This window comes from Hydrotalea sp. GW822-HT8A01, from assembly GCF_058798575.1.
This window is the reverse complement of the sequence record NZ_CM179506.1, coordinates 2,741,232-2,757,375: the sequence shown is the minus strand read 5'-3', so window position 1 is coordinate 2,757,375 and position 16,144 is coordinate 2,741,232. Positions and strand designations below refer to the sequence as shown.

The window sequence follows — 16,144 nt, the reverse complement described above, 5'->3', positions numbered from 1 at the left end:
TAATCATATTTACAAGACTAACACTATGCTTCCATTCAAATGCTTTTCTAAAAAAATCTGTTTAGGTATTTTATTGATAGGCACATTGCTGCAAGTATCTGCTCAGAATCAAAGCACTTCAAAAAACAAACCCGTCTATGACCTTCATTTATACAATGGGATGCATTGGCGTAATATTGGCCCATGGCGTTCAGGCCGGTGTTTGGCGGTAATGGGTATACCCAATGATCCACACACCTACTATGCCGGACAAACCGGAGGCGGCGTATGGAAAACAACAGATGGGGGTAATTCCTGGAAATGTGTATCTGATTCTTTTTTTACCTCAAGTTCAGTGGGTGCCATTGCTGTAGCACATATCAATCAAAATATAGTTTATGCCGGTACCGGTGAGGTAGAAATGCGTAACAATATTTCTTTTGGAGATGGTATCTACAAATCTACCGATGCTGGTAAAAGCTGGAAGCATATTGGCTTAGAAAAAACTTATGCCATTGGAACCATTGCCATTAATCCTGAAAATGATAATCAGGTTTATGCGGCTGCCATGGGTAAAGTATATGGAGCCAATAAAGAACGCGGATTATATCGTTCCAATGATGGGGGCAATACCTGGCAACAAATTTTGTATGTGAATGATAGTACCGGTTGTGTGGATGTGAAAATAGATCCGGTAAACCCATTCATTGTTTATGCTTCCATGTGGCAGGCTTATCGAACTCCTTATTCATTAAGCAGCGGTGGCAGGGGCTCTGGTTTATATAAGTCGCTGGATGGGGGCAATACCTGGCAGTTGCTTTCCGAAAATCCGGGTATGCCCAAGGGATTAAAAGGAAAAATGATTTGCACCATCTCTCCGGTGCAGCATGAACGAATTTGGGCTATTGTTGAAAATGAACACAGTGGTGTATTTCGTTCAGAGGATGGTGGTGCTACCTGGCAATTGGTAAGTACCAAAAACGATTTAACCCAACGCCCATGGTACTTTAGCCAGATTTTTGCTGATACCAAAAACCCCAATACAGTTTATGTGTTGAATGTAGAATTTTGGAAATCGATTGATGGTGGCAGTAACTGGGAAAAAATTACCAATAGGCATGGCGATAACCATGATATGTGGATAAATCCTCAAAACCCATCTAACTGGATAATGGGCGATGATGGTGGCCCACAAATTACTTTTGATGGTGGTAAAAATTTTACTGCACCTGATTTACCTACTGCTCAGTTTTACCATGTAAACTTAGATAATGAATTTCCATATCATGTATATGGTGCACAACAAGACAATACAAGTGTTAGAATTGCCAGCCGAACTGCCAATGAAGCAATTGGTATACGTGACTGGTACCCGGTGGCAGGTGGAGAAGCCGGTTATATTGTACCTGACCCCCTGAATGCACAAATCACTTATGGAGGAGAATATGACGGACAACTTAGTACCTACAATAAATCAACCGATCAAAACAGAAATATATCCGTTTATCCCGAACAGCACAGTGGAGAAGGGGCTATTGTAATGAAATATCGCTTTAATTGGACCTATCCCATCGCTTTTTCTCCGCACAATAATAAAATGATGTATGTTACTTCTAATCATGTACACAGAACAACCGATGGCGGACAAACTTGGGAAACCATTAGCCCGGATTTAACCAAAAATGATCCGGCAACCCTTCAGCCCAGTGGCGGACCCATTACTTTAGATAACAGTTTAGCCGAAGTATACGGAACCATTTTTGCATTTGCAGAATCGCCTGTGCAATCAGGTGTTTTATGGGCCGGTTCAGATGATGGGTTGGTGCATGTAAGTAAAGATGATGGCAAAACATGGCAAAACGTTACACCATCGGCCCTACCAAAATGGGCACTCATTAGTTATGTGGAACCCTCTCATTTTGATGCAGCTACCTGTTATGTTGCTGCTACACGCTATCAAAGTGATGATACCAAACCCTATTTATTTAAAACACATGATTATGGCAAAACCTGGACATCTATTTCTGAAGGTGTTCAAAGCTATAACCGCTGTATTCGACAAGACCCAACCCACCAAAACATTTTGTATTGCGGCACAGAAACCGGTATTCTTGTTTCGTTTGATGAGGGAGAACATTGGCAAAGCCTGCAACTCAATTTACCCAACACACCGGTAAGAGACATACAGGTACAAACCCGCGATAATGATTTGGTGGTTGCAACACATGGCCGGTCATTTTGGGTATTAGATGACATTACACCGCTTTACCAGTTAAATGAGCAAATGGCAATGAATAAGGCTTTTTTATTTAAACCAAAATGTACATACAGAACTCCTTTAGGGAATAATAACCCAACCCCACCCGTGCATGATGGGCAAAATGCCCCTGCTGGTGCTATTGTGCATTATTATTTCAAAAATAAACCATCCGGTGAAGTTCGTTTAGCAATTCAAACTGAAAAGGGCGACAGTGTTATTACCTATTCTTCTCAAAAAAATTATTTTGGCGAACCCATCACCCCCACTCAAAATTTTATTGAAAATCGCAAGAAAAAACAATCCGGTATTTTAACAGCAGATAGCGGAATGAATACATTTATCTGGGATTTGCGTTACCCGGATGCAAAAGCTGATACTTCTGCCACTTTTGAAGGTGCTTTAACCGGCCCAATGGCAGTGCCAGGAAATTATACCATTGCATTGTATGTTAGTGATAAATTGATTCAGAAACAACCCCTTACCATTGTAAACGACCCAAGAAATACATTTGGAACAAATGATCTGGCAAAGCAATTTGAATTAGCCCAACAAATTCACAATACACTCAATGCAATTGGAACTACAACAAAAAACATACGGCAGATCAGGAAAAAAATTCAGGATTTTGCCGGCACACTTTCCCATTCAGATTCTATTCAACAATTCAATGCACTAACAAAACCATTATTAGATAGTTTAACGATAGTTGAAACAACTTTAATGAATCCTAAAATTTTAGCAAGTGAGGATGATTTACGTTTTTCGGTTCGGTTAGAAGAAAAATTGTCGGCACTCAATGTAGCCGTTCAGCAAGCAGATGCCCCTCCCACTGCTTCTATGTACAGCAGCTATCAAAATCTAAAAGAGCAAATTGACATACAATTCAACAATTTTAGAAACCTGCTGCAAAAAAATGTTCCTGCCATTAATCAATGGATTGCGAATCAGAAACAACCATTTATTGCTTTATAAAACTAAAATTGAGTAAAAACCAGATGAAACTCACAGCCAGACCAGTGATAGGTAAACCGTTACGACCATTCTTTGAAAATGTTTGTTATACAGTCTGATCTGGCTATCATAAAATGATTGCAAAAAATATTATGGACTAATTTTGCTAAATATGTTTATTTATACCTACCTTTGCACTCCAAAATTTTCCCGTAAGGTTCAACAAGTGTATCCCCGTGGATACCACCAGCAGGGTGTAATCTGAATAAAAGATTATTTATGCCAAAAGTTAAAACAAACTCAAGCGCAAAAAAACGCTTTAAAGTTACCGGAACAGGTGAAATAACCTTCCAAAAAGCTTTTAAACGACACATTCTTACCAAGAAAACCAAGAAAAGAAAAAGAACGCTCAACAAAAAAGGTCTTGTTGGTCCTACCAACAAAGATTTTGTAATGCGCTTATTACGTTTAAAATAAAATTATTACACCATCTCTTTTAAAAGAGTTAAAATATTAAAATATGCCACGTTCCGTTAATGCAGTTGCTTCAAGAGCAAGAAGAAAAAAAATATTAGATCAGGCTAAAGGCTACTATGGTAAACGTAAAAACGTTTATACCGTAGCTAAAAACATTGTTGAGAAAGGGATGACCTACAGTTATGTTGGTCGTAAACTGAAAAAAAGAGAATATCGCCAATTGTGGATTGCACGTATTAATGCTGCCGTAAGAGAAGAAGGATTAACGTATAGCCAGTTTATTCACAAATTGTCTGTGAAAGGCATAGATTTAGACAGAAAAGTATTGGCTGACTTAGCCATGAATAATCCTGAAAGCTTTAAATCTTTAGTAGCTTCTGTGAAGTAAGAAAAAACAGACAGAATGAATCATTACCGGGCTTGTCCCGGTTTTTTTGTTTTAACACCCTCCCATACAAAGCAACCCATCAAAATTTTCACAAGCGTTCATTCAAAATTATTGTATATAAATTTTTTAACATATAAAACCATAAAAAAAATTCAGTGTTTCAATTGGCACTGAACTTTTTCTATGAGTAATTTACTTTACAACTAAATATCAATTGCTTCACCATAAGCAGCAGCAGTAGCTTCTTTCAAGCCTTCACTCATGGTTGGATGCGGATGAATGGCATTTAAAATTTCATGGGCAGTTGTTTCTAATTTTCTGGCAACAACGGCTTCTGCTATCATTTCTGTTACATTGGCACCAATCATGTGGCAACCCAGAAACTCACCATATTTTGCATCGAAAATTACTTTTACAAAACCTTCTGTAGCACCTGCAGCGCTGGCTTTACCGCTGGCAATAAAAGGGAATTTACCAACCTTAATATCATACCCTGCTTCTTTTGCTGCTTTTTCAGTATAACCAACACTGGCAATTTCGGGTGTACAATAGGTACAACCTGGAACATTGTTATAATCAATTACATCGGGCAAATGTGCTATTTTTTTTTCTAAATAAGCCATATGCTCTGCTGCATTAATTCCTTCTTTTGAGGCAACATGTGCCAAAGCCTGACCGGGCGTACAGTCGCCTATTGCATAAACACCGGGTATGATAGTTTGCTGATATTTATCAACAATAATTTTACCTTTTTCGGTTTTAATGCCATTTTCTTCCAGCCCTATATTTTCTATATTGGCTACAACACCTACGGCACTTAAAACAATATCTGCTTCTAAAGTCATCATACTGCCATCCTGTTTCTTCACCTGTGCTTTAACGCCATTACCTGAAGTATCTACACTTTCAACCGATGCATTGGTAAAAATTTCAATACCTTGTTTTTTGTATTGTTTTTCCAATTCTTTTGAAATTTCTTCATCTTCTACCGGCACAATTCGAGGCATAAATTCAACAATGGTAACTTTTGTACCCATGCTGTTGTAAACATAAGCAAACTCTACACCTATTGCACCACTGCCTACAATAATCATGCTTTTGGGCTGACCCGGTAATACCATTGCTTCACGATAACCAATTACTTTTTTACCGTCCTGTTTTAAATTCGGCAATTCACGGCTTCTGCCACCGGTTGCAACCACAATATATTTTGATTCGATGATTTGTTTGGTACCATCCGCAGCAATTACTTCAACTTTACCTTTGCCTTTTACTTTACCGGTGCCCATAATTACGTCAATTTTATTTTTCTTCATCAAAAATTGAACGCCTTTACTCATTTTATCTGCTACACCCCTGCTTCGCTGAATTACGGCCGGAAAATCCTGCGTACCGGTTGCATTAATACCATAGTTAGCACTATGTTTTATGTAATCGTACACATTCGCACTTTTAATTAATGCTTTAGTGGGTATACAGCCCCAGTTTAAACAAATACCACCTAAACTTTCTTTTTCTATAATCGCTACTTTAAAACCTAATTGTGAAGCTCTGATTGCAGCGGGATACCCTCCTGGTCCGCTTCCAATTACAATAACATCGTATGCCATAATTTAAATAATTAAGATGAGTGGTTGAAAACAATATTGTACAACCAAAAAATAACAGATGCAAAAATACTGGCTAATCTGCAAATGGAAAAAAGAGAGTTCAAAAAGGAATAAGATTTCATTGCAAAAAATTCTTTATACCAATCAAATCATGATATTTTAAGAAAATAAATTCTTATAGTTTGATAAAATAAGGCATTGGCATGCAGACTGCCCGGTGCATTTTTATTGGCTACAAAACTGCGTAGACCAAATAATGCAGCCATTTTACCATTATTAACAGCCAGTTCTAAATATCCTGCAGCATTAAACATAGCCAGCACCTCGCCCCTGGGTACATCAGCATAACTTTTACTGATTTTATTGATGGCAACATTATTTGGGATGCTAATTTCAAATGGCCGGTTGACTGCTGCTTCCTGAAATTGCTGATTTGAAATATTGATAATTACGTTATCAAATTTATCAATAAATAATACCTGACCTTCTATCCAATCATTACCCATAGAGGGTTGTAAAGAAATTTTTTGTTGAAAAGTAATAGCTGTATCAGCAAGCCGGGTTAAGGGCTCTCCCTGCAATAATCTTCCAATAATGCCTGCCAATATTTGTGTAATTTCTAAAATAGTAGCAGCTGAATGAACTGAAATAGAAAATGGCTGAATATGTTGTTTATCAGCAATCATGGTTAGGAGGCCATTGTCAGGACATATAATAATTTGTCCATTTACTTCAGCTAAAATAAATTGTTCGTTATTTCCTTCAAAACAATCTACCAAAATTAAGTGAATGGTGCCTTTTGGAAAATATTTGAATGCATGATTACATATATATGCTACATGCGGATAATTATTAGCATTTAAATCGTGATTGATATCGACAATATTGGCTTGTGCAAATTGCGTAATTATCTGACCCTTAATAGCCCCTAAAATATAATCCTGAACACCAATATCGGATGATAAAGTAACAATTGACATGCTTGTGGAACGTTGGATGCAATAATATTATTTTACCAACTCACCTTGTTTATAAAAAAACTTTTTGATAAGTCGATCTGCCAGTGCTGGAAAAAATTTATTCAACCATACGGTTTGTTTTCCCTGCGAAGTAAGCACCAATGTACGTTTTCGTTTTTCAATTGCTTTCATGATATATATGGCACAGGTTTCTGCCGTCATTAATTTCGATTCATCCATCGGACTTTCACCTTGTGGTTGCGCATCTTTGTTTAACGCTGCATTGCGAATATTAGATGCAGTAAAGCCAGGGCAAACCCACATTACATTCACACCCTCATCCATTAATTCTGTTCTTAATGCTTCCAGCCAGCCATTCATGGCAAATTTTGAAGCAGAATAACCGCTTCGTCCCGGTAAACCCCTGTATCCTGCAATGGACGAAACACCCAGAACACTTCCCTTGTTTTGAATAATGTAGGGTAATGCATATTTTGTACAATAAACAGCACCCCAAAAATTTACGTCCATTAAACGTTTCAGCGTTTCTAAATTGGTTTCTTTAAAAAGCGAACGCATGGAAATGCCCGCATTATTAATTAAAATATCGATGGTGCCATACAATTTAATTACCGCATTTATAAAATTTTTACAATCAGTTTCATTGCTAACATCTGCAGCCTGAACCATTAAAGGTTTGCCTGCATGGATCGATTGTAAAACATATAATTTATCGTAATTACGGCCACAGGTAGCCACTTTAGCACCCTGCGCAATAAAAGCCTCTACCAGTGCCTTTCCAATGCCTTCAGAGCCACCGGTAATTACAACAACTTTATTATTAAATACCATGATTCAAATTATTATTTGCAAAAATAAGGTTCTGTTGTTGTAGGTTGTGAATAAATATCTTTACAATAGATTTGAAAAAAATTTGGACAGAAAAACTTTTCGCCTATTTTTGCACTCCCAAAAACAAACGGGATGATTCCGTAGCTCAGTTGGTAGAGCAATACACTTTTAATGTATGGGCCCTGGGTTCGAGTCCCAGCGGGATCACCATATGGGACAAGTCAAAATTCAAACGACTTGTCCCATTTTTTTTGGGCTTTAATTCCCTATCTATCAAGGCGATAATGTTAATGATTTCGTTCAATCTTTTGGTTCGATGTTGGCAACCATCGAATACGATATTTTCAGGGAACATCGAACCAACTATCTTTCTTTTAAGTTCTACCGTACCTTCTTTGTACAAAGTATCAAGCTGAGCGATGTTGCTAAAAGCCTTATCCCACAATGGTTCTACCGTTGTTTGAAAACTTACAGCAGCTTTTAATTTTGCTTCCAGGCGATTGATCTTCTCCTCACATTCAGATTTGATTGCTCGATAATCATCACCCTCTATATCGCCACACAAAAGCAGTTCTCTTGCCTTTACAATGCGGCTATTCACTTCCTGCAATTGCAGCTTCAAGTCTTTCTGTTCGTCTCTCTCTCCACGTTCTTTTGATTTGTACGTTGATGCGATTACGTCTTTGCATGTTTCAAGTCTTGAAAGAGGCCATACATATTTCCTGATTTCCTCAACCATTTTGTCATTTGCCTCTTTTGCCTTGTAACGAATGCCACAAGCAGAACTGCAATGATAATAATGGTAGTATTGTGTTCTTCCCTTTGATGCGCTGCCAGTAAGCATCCTTCCGCATTTCGGACAGATCAGGAAGCCTCTCAACGGAATATTATCGTCTGCCGTAATCTTTGTTCCTAAAATACGCTTGCGTCCATCCAATACATCCTGAACATCATAATATAGAGTTTCAGAAATTAACGGCTCATGCTGTCCTTTTACCAACATGCTTTCTTCTTCCTTGTACTTTGGAATAAATATTAATCCGCAATAGATCGGATTTCTTATGGCAACCCAAAAATTATTCTTACTGCATTTCAACCCCTTTTTTTTCGCTTTTTTCCATACCTGTTCCGTGTTAAGCTGACTATGGGAAAGTTCCTCAAACGCCCACTTCATTATGGCACCCTGAATATCCTTGGGAGCGATATATTTCTTTCCATTCTCATTAACCTTATTCGCATAACCTATGGGTGCAGTTCCCATGCAGCGCCCTTCTTTTTTAGCACGGCGCATACCATGAAACACATTTAATGCCCGGCGGTCATTCTCTACTTCAGGTGCTGCAAGGTAGAACGCCAGCATCATTTTATTTTCTGGAATGGATAGGTCAAGCGGTTGTTCTACTGCCTGCGGCTCGATACCTAAGCGCCGAAGCGTGCTGATCATTTGATAGGCATCCCCTGCATTACGGCTGAACCTATCCCATTTTGTAAACAGGATAAGGTCAGTATGTCCCTTGTGCTTACGCAGGTCGCCTAATAATCCAGTCCAAGCCGGTCTTTTAAAAGTCTTAGCTGAGTGATCTTCCAGTATCACTTTCCTTACCCGGATATTGTTTATTTCGCAGTATTTCCGCAAACGTTCCTCTTGGTCACGTTGCGAATAGCCCTTATCGGCCTGTTCGTCCGTACTTACCCGTACATAAAGGTCTGCTATTTTCATACTATAAAAATTAAGTGTGGTACAATATAAAGTTACAAAGAAAAATCAAATTGGACAATATTTAATAGAATTATCACAACCAAATTTACTGAATTTATCACATCTTTGTTGAATAGACACAAAGCGACACGGGTTAATAGGGAACATACCCTTTTCAATAAAAACGAAATATGGCAACACCACGCGAACGTTTAGTAGAATCATTGAAGTTTCTGAAAGAATTGCAGGATAATGGGATTGTCGGTATTCACACCGATGAAATACCCAATCGGAAATACAGAGAGATACTATTTAAAAAAGGCTTTATACGGGAAGTTACAAAGGGATGGTATATACCTACTGACCCTGCGGAAAAAGCAGGAGAATCATCTTCTTGGTACAGCTCTTATTGGGACTTTATTGCCAAATTCCTGAATTACAAATTTGGGGAAGAATGGTGCTTGTCGGCAGATCAGTCACTACTTATCCATGCAGGAAATAGTGCGGTGCCGCAACAGCTAATGTTACGTTCGCCACAGGGCAATAATAACCCTACACCCTTACCGCATAATACCTCCTTGTTCAATTTAAAAGCAAATATTCCTCCTGCGGAGCAAACCATTATTATAAACGGCATTAGGATGTACAACTTGTCGGCTGCATTGGTTTATAGTTCTCCAAGTATTTATACAAGAAATGCGATTGATGCCCGCACAGCCCTTGCATTGATAAGGGATGCTTCGGAAGTATTACCCATTCTACTGGAGAATGGGCATACAACTTTTGCAGGCAGGTTAGCGGGTGCTTTTAGAAATATAAATAGGGATAAGATCGCCGATCAGATTGTTGACACCCTAAAACAAGCTGATTACGATATACGAGAAGAAGATCCTTTTGAAACCAAACTAAGCCTTAGTTTGTCCTCCCGTGAACGCTCACCCTATGCCAATCGCATCAGGCTCATGTGGGAGCAGATGCGTGAAATTGTTATTGCCAGCTTTCCCAAAGCCCCAGGTATACCGGATGATGTGCAAGCCTACTTAAAGGATGTTGACGACATCTACGTTACAGACGCATATCATTCACTTTCCATAGAGCGGTATCGTGTAACCCCGGAACTGATCGAAAGGGTAAGCAGCGGCCAATGGAACAGCAAGGAGAACGAAGAAGACCGGAAACAAAGGGATGCAATGGCAGCCAGAGGTTACTACCAAGCCTTCCTGCAGGTGAAAGATACCATCACAGCTATACTGAAGGGCGCAAATGCAGGAAAGCAGGTTGACAAGGATCATTCAAAATGGTACAGGCAACTGTTTGACCCAAGTGTAGCCGCAGGACTTTTAAAAGCCGCAGACCTTGCAGGGTATCGAAGCCACCAAGTGTACATTGGCAATTCCAAGCATGTTCCTTTGAATGTAGATCCTATGAGGGATGCTATGCCTGTACTTTTTGAGTTACTGGAGAAAGAAACCGAACCATCGGTGAGAGCAGTATTAGGGCATTTCATCTTCGTTTTTATCCATCCATACATGGACGGGAATGGAAGGATAGGACGTTTTCTGATGAATGCTATGATGGCTTCGGGAGGTTACCCGTGGACTATAATACCAGTTGAAAGAAGGGATGAGTATATGCAGGCTTTGGAGCAGGCAAGTGTAGGACAGGACATTACTTCGTTCGCTTCTTTTCTCGGTTATTTGGTCAATGAGCGGCTACATGGGAAGATAGTGGCAAAATTGCCGGAAGGAAAATAACTTAAAAAAATACTATTTCTGCACTTACAATTTGTCTCATTAACGTAACATAAGGTGCAGACATATACATTCCACAATCTCCTTAATTATTCTATTCAATAGAACTATTGAATAGAATAATTTTCATTAACTTTGCCTCTATGAAAACTAAAATAAATTATCTTCTTTTGTTGACAGTAATTGTGTTAATCAATGTCAGTTTGTTGAGTGCCCAGCAAAAACCGGAACCATGGCGTACGGATCAGCTGATGGCAACCAGCGCGTTGGCTGCCAAGATCGAAAGCAATCAAACTGCTGATCTACTGATATTATCCATAGGGCCTGATGCAATTATCAAAGGATCAGTTGCTATTGGCCCTACCCAGGAAGCAGCCAACTTGGCCAAGCTCAAAAATTATCTAAAACAAGTTCCGAAAGACAAAAAGGTGGTCCTTTATTGCGGCTGCTGTCCTTTTGATAAGTGTCCGAACATCCGGCCCGCATTCTCCACATTGAATAAAATGGGTTTTAAAAATGCAGAATTGCTCAACATCCCAAAAAACATCAAGGTTGACTGGATAGATAAGGGCTATCCGACAAAAGATTAAAGATGAGATCACTGTTCTCCATACTATCAATTGTGCTTTCAGTGCACACAGGAAATGCACAGCACCATACTTTGGCAATAGGACAAACTGCTCCAGTTATTTCTCTGCCATCTTTAAAAGACGGTATCATCACCCTTTCTTCATTGAAAGGAAAACTCGTCCTTGTAGATTTTTGGGCCAGTTGGTGTGCTCCCTGCGTAAAAGAGCAACCGGTATTGAAGTCTCTGTACGAAAAGTTTGGTGACCAGGTAGATGCAGGCAAGCTTGAGATTTTGGGTGTTTCTCTTGATAGAAGCAGAGAAAACTGGCTAAAAGCGATTAATAAATACCAGATTACCTGGCTGCAGGCCAGTGACCTGAAATACTGGAATAGTCCTGTGGCTAAAGCATACGGCATCAGCGAACTTCCCTATAATGTCATCGTCAATGGAGAGGGTAAGGTCGTGGCTATAAACCTGCATGGCAAAGAACTGGAAGCATTTATCGACAACTATTTTAGATCAAAAAAGTAATTGCTATGAACAAAAGGGAATTTAAAAATACGGTCTACACTGAGCTGGCGAAGGTGGCGAAAGCCTTTGCCAATCCGGTAAGGCTGGAGATCATAGACCTGTTGGCGCAGGGGCCGTTTACAGTGGAACAAATCGCAAATTACAGTGGGCAATCGGTAGCAAACGCTTCACAGCACCTGCAAACACTGAAAAGCGCAAAGCTGGTCAGGATCGAGCGGGATGGCAATTTCATCAACTACTCGCTGGCAGGACAAAATGTATTCAATGCCTGGGCAGGATTACGAGAACTTGGTTTTGCCTATAATGCAGAAGTAGAAAAAGTCATCAAAGATTTTCGGAGCGGGCACAGTAGCGACATGGACGCCGTAGATGCAGAAACACTAAAAGAACTGCTCAAAAACGGTAAAATTGTGTTGTTGGATGTACGACCTGAAGAAGAATACAACCGTGGCCACATTCACAAGGCCATTTCAGCACCTATCGCAAACCTGGAAAGCTACCTAAAGAAGATTCCGAAAAAGAAAATGGTTGTGGCCTACTGCCGGGGGCCTTTTTGTGTCTATGCTGATGAAGCAGTGGCGCTATTAAAAGATAAGGGTTACAAAGCGAAACGTATGGACGAAGGTTATCCTGAATGGATGCTGAAAGGTTATCCGATAGCCCAAGCGAAGGGATAACCCTAAACAGCAATTAGACAATATGTGGTCTTTCGTACCACTTTTTTTAAGTGAAAAAATCTATTCAATAATTATGTTGAATAAAACAAAAAGATTAACAGTTGCAATATTAAAATCATTTTGAAATGGGTAGTGGAAAAATAACAGTAGCAGAACTTCAAAAAATGTTTGAAGAAGGAAAGCCGGTAAACGTACTGGACGTGCGGCCAGAAGAGCAGCGGGCAGACTGGCACATAGCTGGCAGCGTTTATGAAAACGCCTATGAAGGATTAAAGCGGGGCGATCAACATATACTGGATCATATCAACCTACCCAAAACAACTCCTTTGATCACTGTATGCGCAGCGGGCGTTACTGCTGCAAAAGCAACAGCAATCCTGAATGAAAAGGGATATATCGCCTTCACTTTAGAAGGTGGCATGAAAGCCTGGAACTACGCGTGGAACACGGCGGAAATTAAGGATGAAAATCTAACCATCATTCAAGTGAGAAGGGTTGCCAAAGGCTGTCTTTCCTATGTGATCGGTTCGGAAAACGAGGCTGTTGTGGTAGATGCATCATTAGATCCACAAGTTTATCAGGAAATTGCGACAAATCATAACTGGAAGATCAAATTCGTATTGGACACCCATATCCATGCAGACTATATTTCACGGACTATTGATCTGGCTAAAGCGACAAACGCTGTTCATCTGTTCACTGAAAAAGCAGAGGTCGAATACAGTTTCACCCCACTTAGTGACGGGGACGGTATACCTTTTGGCAGTGGCAATATCACCGCTGTATTTACGCCGGGACATACACCTGAAAGCATTTCTTATTTGGTAAATGACAAATATCTGCTTACCGGAGATACCTTGTTTACCGACGGTGTGGGCAGACCAGACCTGAAGGCCGATGCCGAACAGGCAATCCAAAAGGCAGGTCAACTGTTTACTTCGATAGGCAAGATATTAAGTTTTAGCCATGAAGATCTTCTTGTTCTTCCTGCACATACTTCTAACACCGTTGCCTTCGACGGTCTTATCATTGGAGATAAGCTGTCCAGATTATCTGCCAGGATACAATTGCTCGGTTTACAGAAAGACGAATTTGTTGCGCAAACGATCACGCGCATTCCAGAGGCACCAGCCAATTACCTGCAAATCGCGGCAATAAATAAAAAGGGAACCCATGAAGGCATTAATCCTGCTGATCTTGAAGCTGGTGCCAACAGGTGCGCAGTATCCTGATCAAAAATTTAAACCAATATTATAATGCCGTCTATATTAGAAAACAAGCATTACAACTCCGATTCGGTGTTTTCACCGGAAAATCTGTTGCGTGAGGCACGCAGGCAGAAAAATATTGACCATTGTCTTGTGCCGGAAATATGCGTTCTGGACCCCGATGGTGACTTGCTAACCTATTTATTAAGCAAGGGACTGGCAGAGAAAAGCACTTGCTGGGCCTGTTATCATTCGCAGCTCTATCAATTTGATCTTGAAGGAACCTCTATCGGAATATTACCCTGCATCGTCGGCGCCTCATATGCCGTACTGGTTGCAGAACAGCTTTTCGCATCAGGCTGCGAACTGTTAATCAGCATTACCTCTGCAGGTATGATCGCTGAGCCGGAAGCCGGGAAAAAATTTGTCCTCATTACCGAAGCTGTACGGGACGAGGGAACCAGTTACCATTATATCCCTGCTGAGATAAAAGCTGCTATCAATCATAGTAGATTTAACCAGCTTTCCGGAAAGCATCAAAGGCTCTGGTACAACGGAAAGAGCTGGACAACAGATGCACCCTATCGTGAAACTCAGGCCGCTATAGATGCAATGTCTGCGCAGCAGGTCGCATGTGTAGAAATGGAAGCTGCTGCTTTGTATGCTTTCGGTATAGCCAGAGAAAAAGATGTGATCTGCTTCGCGCACCTGACCAATACAATGGCGCAGCAGGAAGGAGACTTTGAAAAAGGAGAACACTTTGGCAGCATTGATACACTGGATCTATTAAAGCAGATCATTCATGGATGAGGTCAGATTAGGTTTAAAAGAGAACTGGAAGCAGTTTACCTTGCTTGTACTGGTTAATATGATGGTCGGTGGCATGGTGGGGCTGGAAAGGACTGTCGTGCCGCTGGTCGGTACAGATGAATTCAAGATCGGCTCTGATGTGGTCGTGTTTTCTTTCATCATTGCCTTTGGGGTGGTGAAGGCATTCACCAATCTATTCTCCGGAACTCTTGCTGATAAATACACGCGCAAGAAAGTACTGATCATGGGCTGGCTGGTTGGTCTTCCTGTACCCTTTCTTTTGGGCTGGGGTCCTACCTGGAACTGGATATTATTTGCCAATGTACTGCTGGGCATCAGTCAGGGCCTGGCCTGGTCGATGACCGTGAATATGAAAATTGACCTTGTCGGCCCTAAAAAGCGGGGTTTTGCCATGGGCCTAAATGAAGCTGCCGGTTATGGTGCCGTTGGCCTTACTGCCCTGCTAACGGGCTACTTAGCATCTCGTTATGGATTAAGACCGGAGCCATTCTATATTGGTATCGCTTATTCCATTGTAGGCATATCGCTTTCCTTTTTTGTAATTAAGGATACCCGTAAGCATGCGCAACTAGAAGCTACGCAAACTCAAAAAACAACATCCGGCGAGGCAGCACATCGCCCCGATTTGCTTTGGGTATTCAAGGAAACCTCTATTAAAAACAAAAACCTTTTTTCCATTTCACAAGCGGGACTGATCAACAACCTGAACGATGGCATGTCATGGGGCGTGTTCCCCCTGTTGTTTACGTCAATGGGCGTTGGTCTGGAAGGTGTTGGATGGATAAAGGCCATTTACCCGGTGGTATGGGGGGTGGGTCAGATCATCACGGGCCCTCTGGCAGATAAGATCGGCAGGAAGCCGCTTATTGTATGGGGTATGTTTATACAGGTATTAGGGCATGTCGTTATTGGCCTTGAAATATTTGCGCCGCTTGCTTCGGGCATGGCGGGATCAATCCTCCTTGGCGCGGGTACCGCTATGGTTTATCCGGCACTACTGGCCGCTGTGAGCGATTCCGCCCATCCTTCCTGGAGAGCCAGTTCATTAGGCGTGTATCGTTTCTGGCGGGATATCGGTTATGCTGTAGGCGCCCTGATGGCAGGAATAGTTGCAAACTCCTTCGGCCTGATGTGGGCGGTGCACATTGCGGGCCTAATCACTTTACTTTCAGGTGTCGTGGTTTTGATAAAAATGAAAGAAACACTGTCACCAAAGCTATAAGCAAGATCTTTAATAAGATGATCCACAATGCCTATAGATATTTTATTGATTGAGCCCGTTAAAGAGATAACCTAACCGATAAATTGACTTTAAACTTTCAAAAAATTATCAGAAACCAATATTAGGCAGTTTTCTTCCGGACTTGTAGGATTACATGAATTGTCGGAAATTATTAAAA

13 protein-coding genes, 1 tRNA gene and 1 pseudogene are annotated in these 16,144 nt (G+C 40.7%); 11 read left to right on the top strand and 4 right to left on the bottom strand.

Annotated features, from left to right (window positions below; genetic code table 11):
- Positions 1 to 25 precede the first annotated feature (25 nt).
- The 3 genes from AC3QLY_RS12300 to rplT all read left to right on the top strand — a co-directional run bounded on the left by AC3QLY_RS12300 (position 26) and on the right by rplT (position 4,055).
- Positions 26 to 3,211 (top strand): WD40/YVTN/BNR-like repeat-containing protein, encoded by a 3,186-nt coding sequence (locus AC3QLY_RS12300; RefSeq protein WP_492989817.1) that lies wholly within the window; start codon positions 26 to 28, stop codon positions 3,209 to 3,211.
- 258 nt (positions 3,212 to 3,469) lie between these two features.
- On the top strand, positions 3,470 to 3,667 hold the full coding sequence (rpmI, locus tag AC3QLY_RS12295; protein WP_074417781.1) for a 50S ribosomal protein L35: 198 nt from the start codon (positions 3,470 to 3,472) through the stop codon (positions 3,665 to 3,667).
- A 43-nt stretch (positions 3,668 to 3,710) separates the two neighbouring features.
- Positions 3,711 to 4,055, top strand: a complete 345-nt coding sequence (gene rplT, locus AC3QLY_RS12290) for a 50S ribosomal protein L20 (protein ID WP_068241817.1) — start codon at positions 3,711 to 3,713, stop codon at positions 4,053 to 4,055.
- A gap of 203 nt (positions 4,056 to 4,258) precedes the next feature.
- On the opposite strand, the gene lpdA is transcribed toward rplT, so the two are convergent.
- The 3 genes from lpdA to AC3QLY_RS12275 all read right to left on the bottom strand — a co-directional run bounded on the left by lpdA (position 4,259) and on the right by AC3QLY_RS12275 (position 7,476).
- Complete coding sequence (lpdA, locus tag AC3QLY_RS12285) at positions 4,259 to 5,665, bottom strand: dihydrolipoyl dehydrogenase (RefSeq protein ID WP_492989816.1); 1,407 nt, start codon at positions 5,663 to 5,665, stop codon at positions 4,259 to 4,261.
- A gap of 149 nt (positions 5,666 to 5,814) precedes the next feature.
- On the bottom strand, positions 5,815 to 6,645 hold the full coding sequence (locus AC3QLY_RS12280) for an SAM hydrolase/SAM-dependent halogenase family protein (protein ID WP_074420441.1): 831 nt from the start codon (positions 6,643 to 6,645) through the stop codon (positions 5,815 to 5,817).
- 27 nt (positions 6,646 to 6,672) lie between these two features.
- Positions 6,673 to 7,476, bottom strand: a complete 804-nt coding sequence (locus AC3QLY_RS12275) for an SDR family oxidoreductase (RefSeq protein ID WP_074420442.1) — start codon at positions 7,474 to 7,476, stop codon at positions 6,673 to 6,675.
- 134 nt (positions 7,477 to 7,610) lie between these two features.
- Between AC3QLY_RS12275 and AC3QLY_RS12270 the strand changes: the two genes are divergently transcribed.
- Positions 7,611 to 7,686: transfer RNA gene (locus tag AC3QLY_RS12270), tRNA-Lys, on the top strand.
- Positions 7,687 to 8,266: 580 nt separating this feature from the next.
- Here the strand turns inward: AC3QLY_RS12270 and AC3QLY_RS12265 are convergent.
- Positions 8,267 to 9,196: pseudogene (locus tag AC3QLY_RS12265) on the bottom strand (recombinase family protein); the annotation flags it as partial.
- Between the two features lie 170 nt (positions 9,197 to 9,366).
- Here AC3QLY_RS12265 and AC3QLY_RS12260 point away from each other — a divergent pair.
- The 7 genes from AC3QLY_RS12260 to AC3QLY_RS12230 all read left to right on the top strand — a co-directional run bounded on the left by AC3QLY_RS12260 (position 9,367) and on the right by AC3QLY_RS12230 (position 15,966).
- Positions 9,367 to 10,929, top strand: a complete 1,563-nt coding sequence (locus tag AC3QLY_RS12260) for a Fic family protein (RefSeq protein WP_492989815.1) — start codon at positions 9,367 to 9,369, stop codon at positions 10,927 to 10,929.
- Between the two features lie 140 nt (positions 10,930 to 11,069).
- Positions 11,070 to 11,516, top strand: coding sequence for a rhodanese-like domain-containing protein (locus AC3QLY_RS12255; protein ID WP_492989814.1), 447 nt, complete (start codon positions 11,070 to 11,072; stop codon positions 11,514 to 11,516).
- 2 nt (positions 11,517 to 11,518) lie between these two features.
- Positions 11,519 to 12,028 (top strand): TlpA family protein disulfide reductase, encoded by a 510-nt coding sequence (locus AC3QLY_RS12250; RefSeq protein ID WP_492989813.1) that lies wholly within the window; start codon positions 11,519 to 11,521, stop codon positions 12,026 to 12,028.
- A 5-nt stretch (positions 12,029 to 12,033) separates the two neighbouring features.
- Entirely contained in the window at positions 12,034 to 12,705 is a 672-nt protein-coding gene (locus AC3QLY_RS12245) for an ArsR/SmtB family transcription factor (RefSeq protein WP_492989812.1), read from the top strand.
- 125 nt (positions 12,706 to 12,830) lie between these two features.
- Positions 12,831 to 13,937, top strand: a complete 1,107-nt coding sequence (locus AC3QLY_RS12240) for an MBL fold metallo-hydrolase (protein ID WP_492989811.1) — start codon at positions 12,831 to 12,833, stop codon at positions 13,935 to 13,937.
- Between the two features lie 24 nt (positions 13,938 to 13,961).
- Positions 13,962 to 14,723: a nucleoside phosphorylase gene (locus AC3QLY_RS12235; RefSeq protein ID WP_492989810.1), complete on the top strand. Its 762-nt coding sequence runs from the start codon at positions 13,962 to 13,964 to the stop codon at positions 14,721 to 14,723.
- Complete coding sequence (locus AC3QLY_RS12230; RefSeq protein ID WP_492989809.1) at positions 14,716 to 15,966, top strand: MFS transporter; 1,251 nt, start codon at positions 14,716 to 14,718, stop codon at positions 15,964 to 15,966. The genes AC3QLY_RS12235 and AC3QLY_RS12230 overlap by 8 nt, the downstream gene beginning before the upstream one ends.
- Positions 15,967 to 16,144: the final 178 nt, after the last annotated feature.

Coding starts and splice junctions, on each gene's coding strand:
- AC3QLY_RS12300 (WP_492989817.1), top strand. CDS start 26: ATGCTTCCATTCAAATGCTTTTCTAAAAAAATCTGTTTAGGTATTTTA.
- AC3QLY_RS12275 (WP_074420442.1), bottom strand. CDS start 7,476: ATGGTATTTAATAATAAAGTTGTTGTAATTACCGGTGGCTCTGAAGGC.
- AC3QLY_RS12250 (WP_492989813.1), top strand. CDS start 11,519: ATGAGATCACTGTTCTCCATACTATCAATTGTGCTTTCAGTGCACACA.
- lpdA (WP_492989816.1), bottom strand. CDS start 5,665: ATGGCATACGATGTTATTGTAATTGGAAGCGGACCAGGAGGGTATCCC.
- AC3QLY_RS12230 (WP_492989809.1), top strand. CDS start 14,716: ATGGATGAGGTCAGATTAGGTTTAAAAGAGAACTGGAAGCAGTTTACC.
- rplT (WP_068241817.1), top strand. CDS start 3,711: ATGCCACGTTCCGTTAATGCAGTTGCTTCAAGAGCAAGAAGAAAAAAA.
- AC3QLY_RS12255 (WP_492989814.1), top strand. CDS start 11,070: ATGAAAACTAAAATAAATTATCTTCTTTTGTTGACAGTAATTGTGTTA.
- AC3QLY_RS12235 (WP_492989810.1), top strand. CDS start 13,962: ATGCCGTCTATATTAGAAAACAAGCATTACAACTCCGATTCGGTGTTT.
- AC3QLY_RS12280 (WP_074420441.1), bottom strand. CDS start 6,645: ATGTCAATTGTTACTTTATCATCCGATATTGGTGTTCAGGATTATATT.
- AC3QLY_RS12260 (WP_492989815.1), top strand. CDS start 9,367: ATGGCAACACCACGCGAACGTTTAGTAGAATCATTGAAGTTTCTGAAA.
- AC3QLY_RS12245 (WP_492989812.1), top strand. CDS start 12,034: ATGAACAAAAGGGAATTTAAAAATACGGTCTACACTGAGCTGGCGAAG.
- rpmI (WP_074417781.1), top strand. CDS start 3,470: ATGCCAAAAGTTAAAACAAACTCAAGCGCAAAAAAACGCTTTAAAGTT.
- AC3QLY_RS12240 (WP_492989811.1), top strand. CDS start 12,831: ATGGGTAGTGGAAAAATAACAGTAGCAGAACTTCAAAAAATGTTTGAA.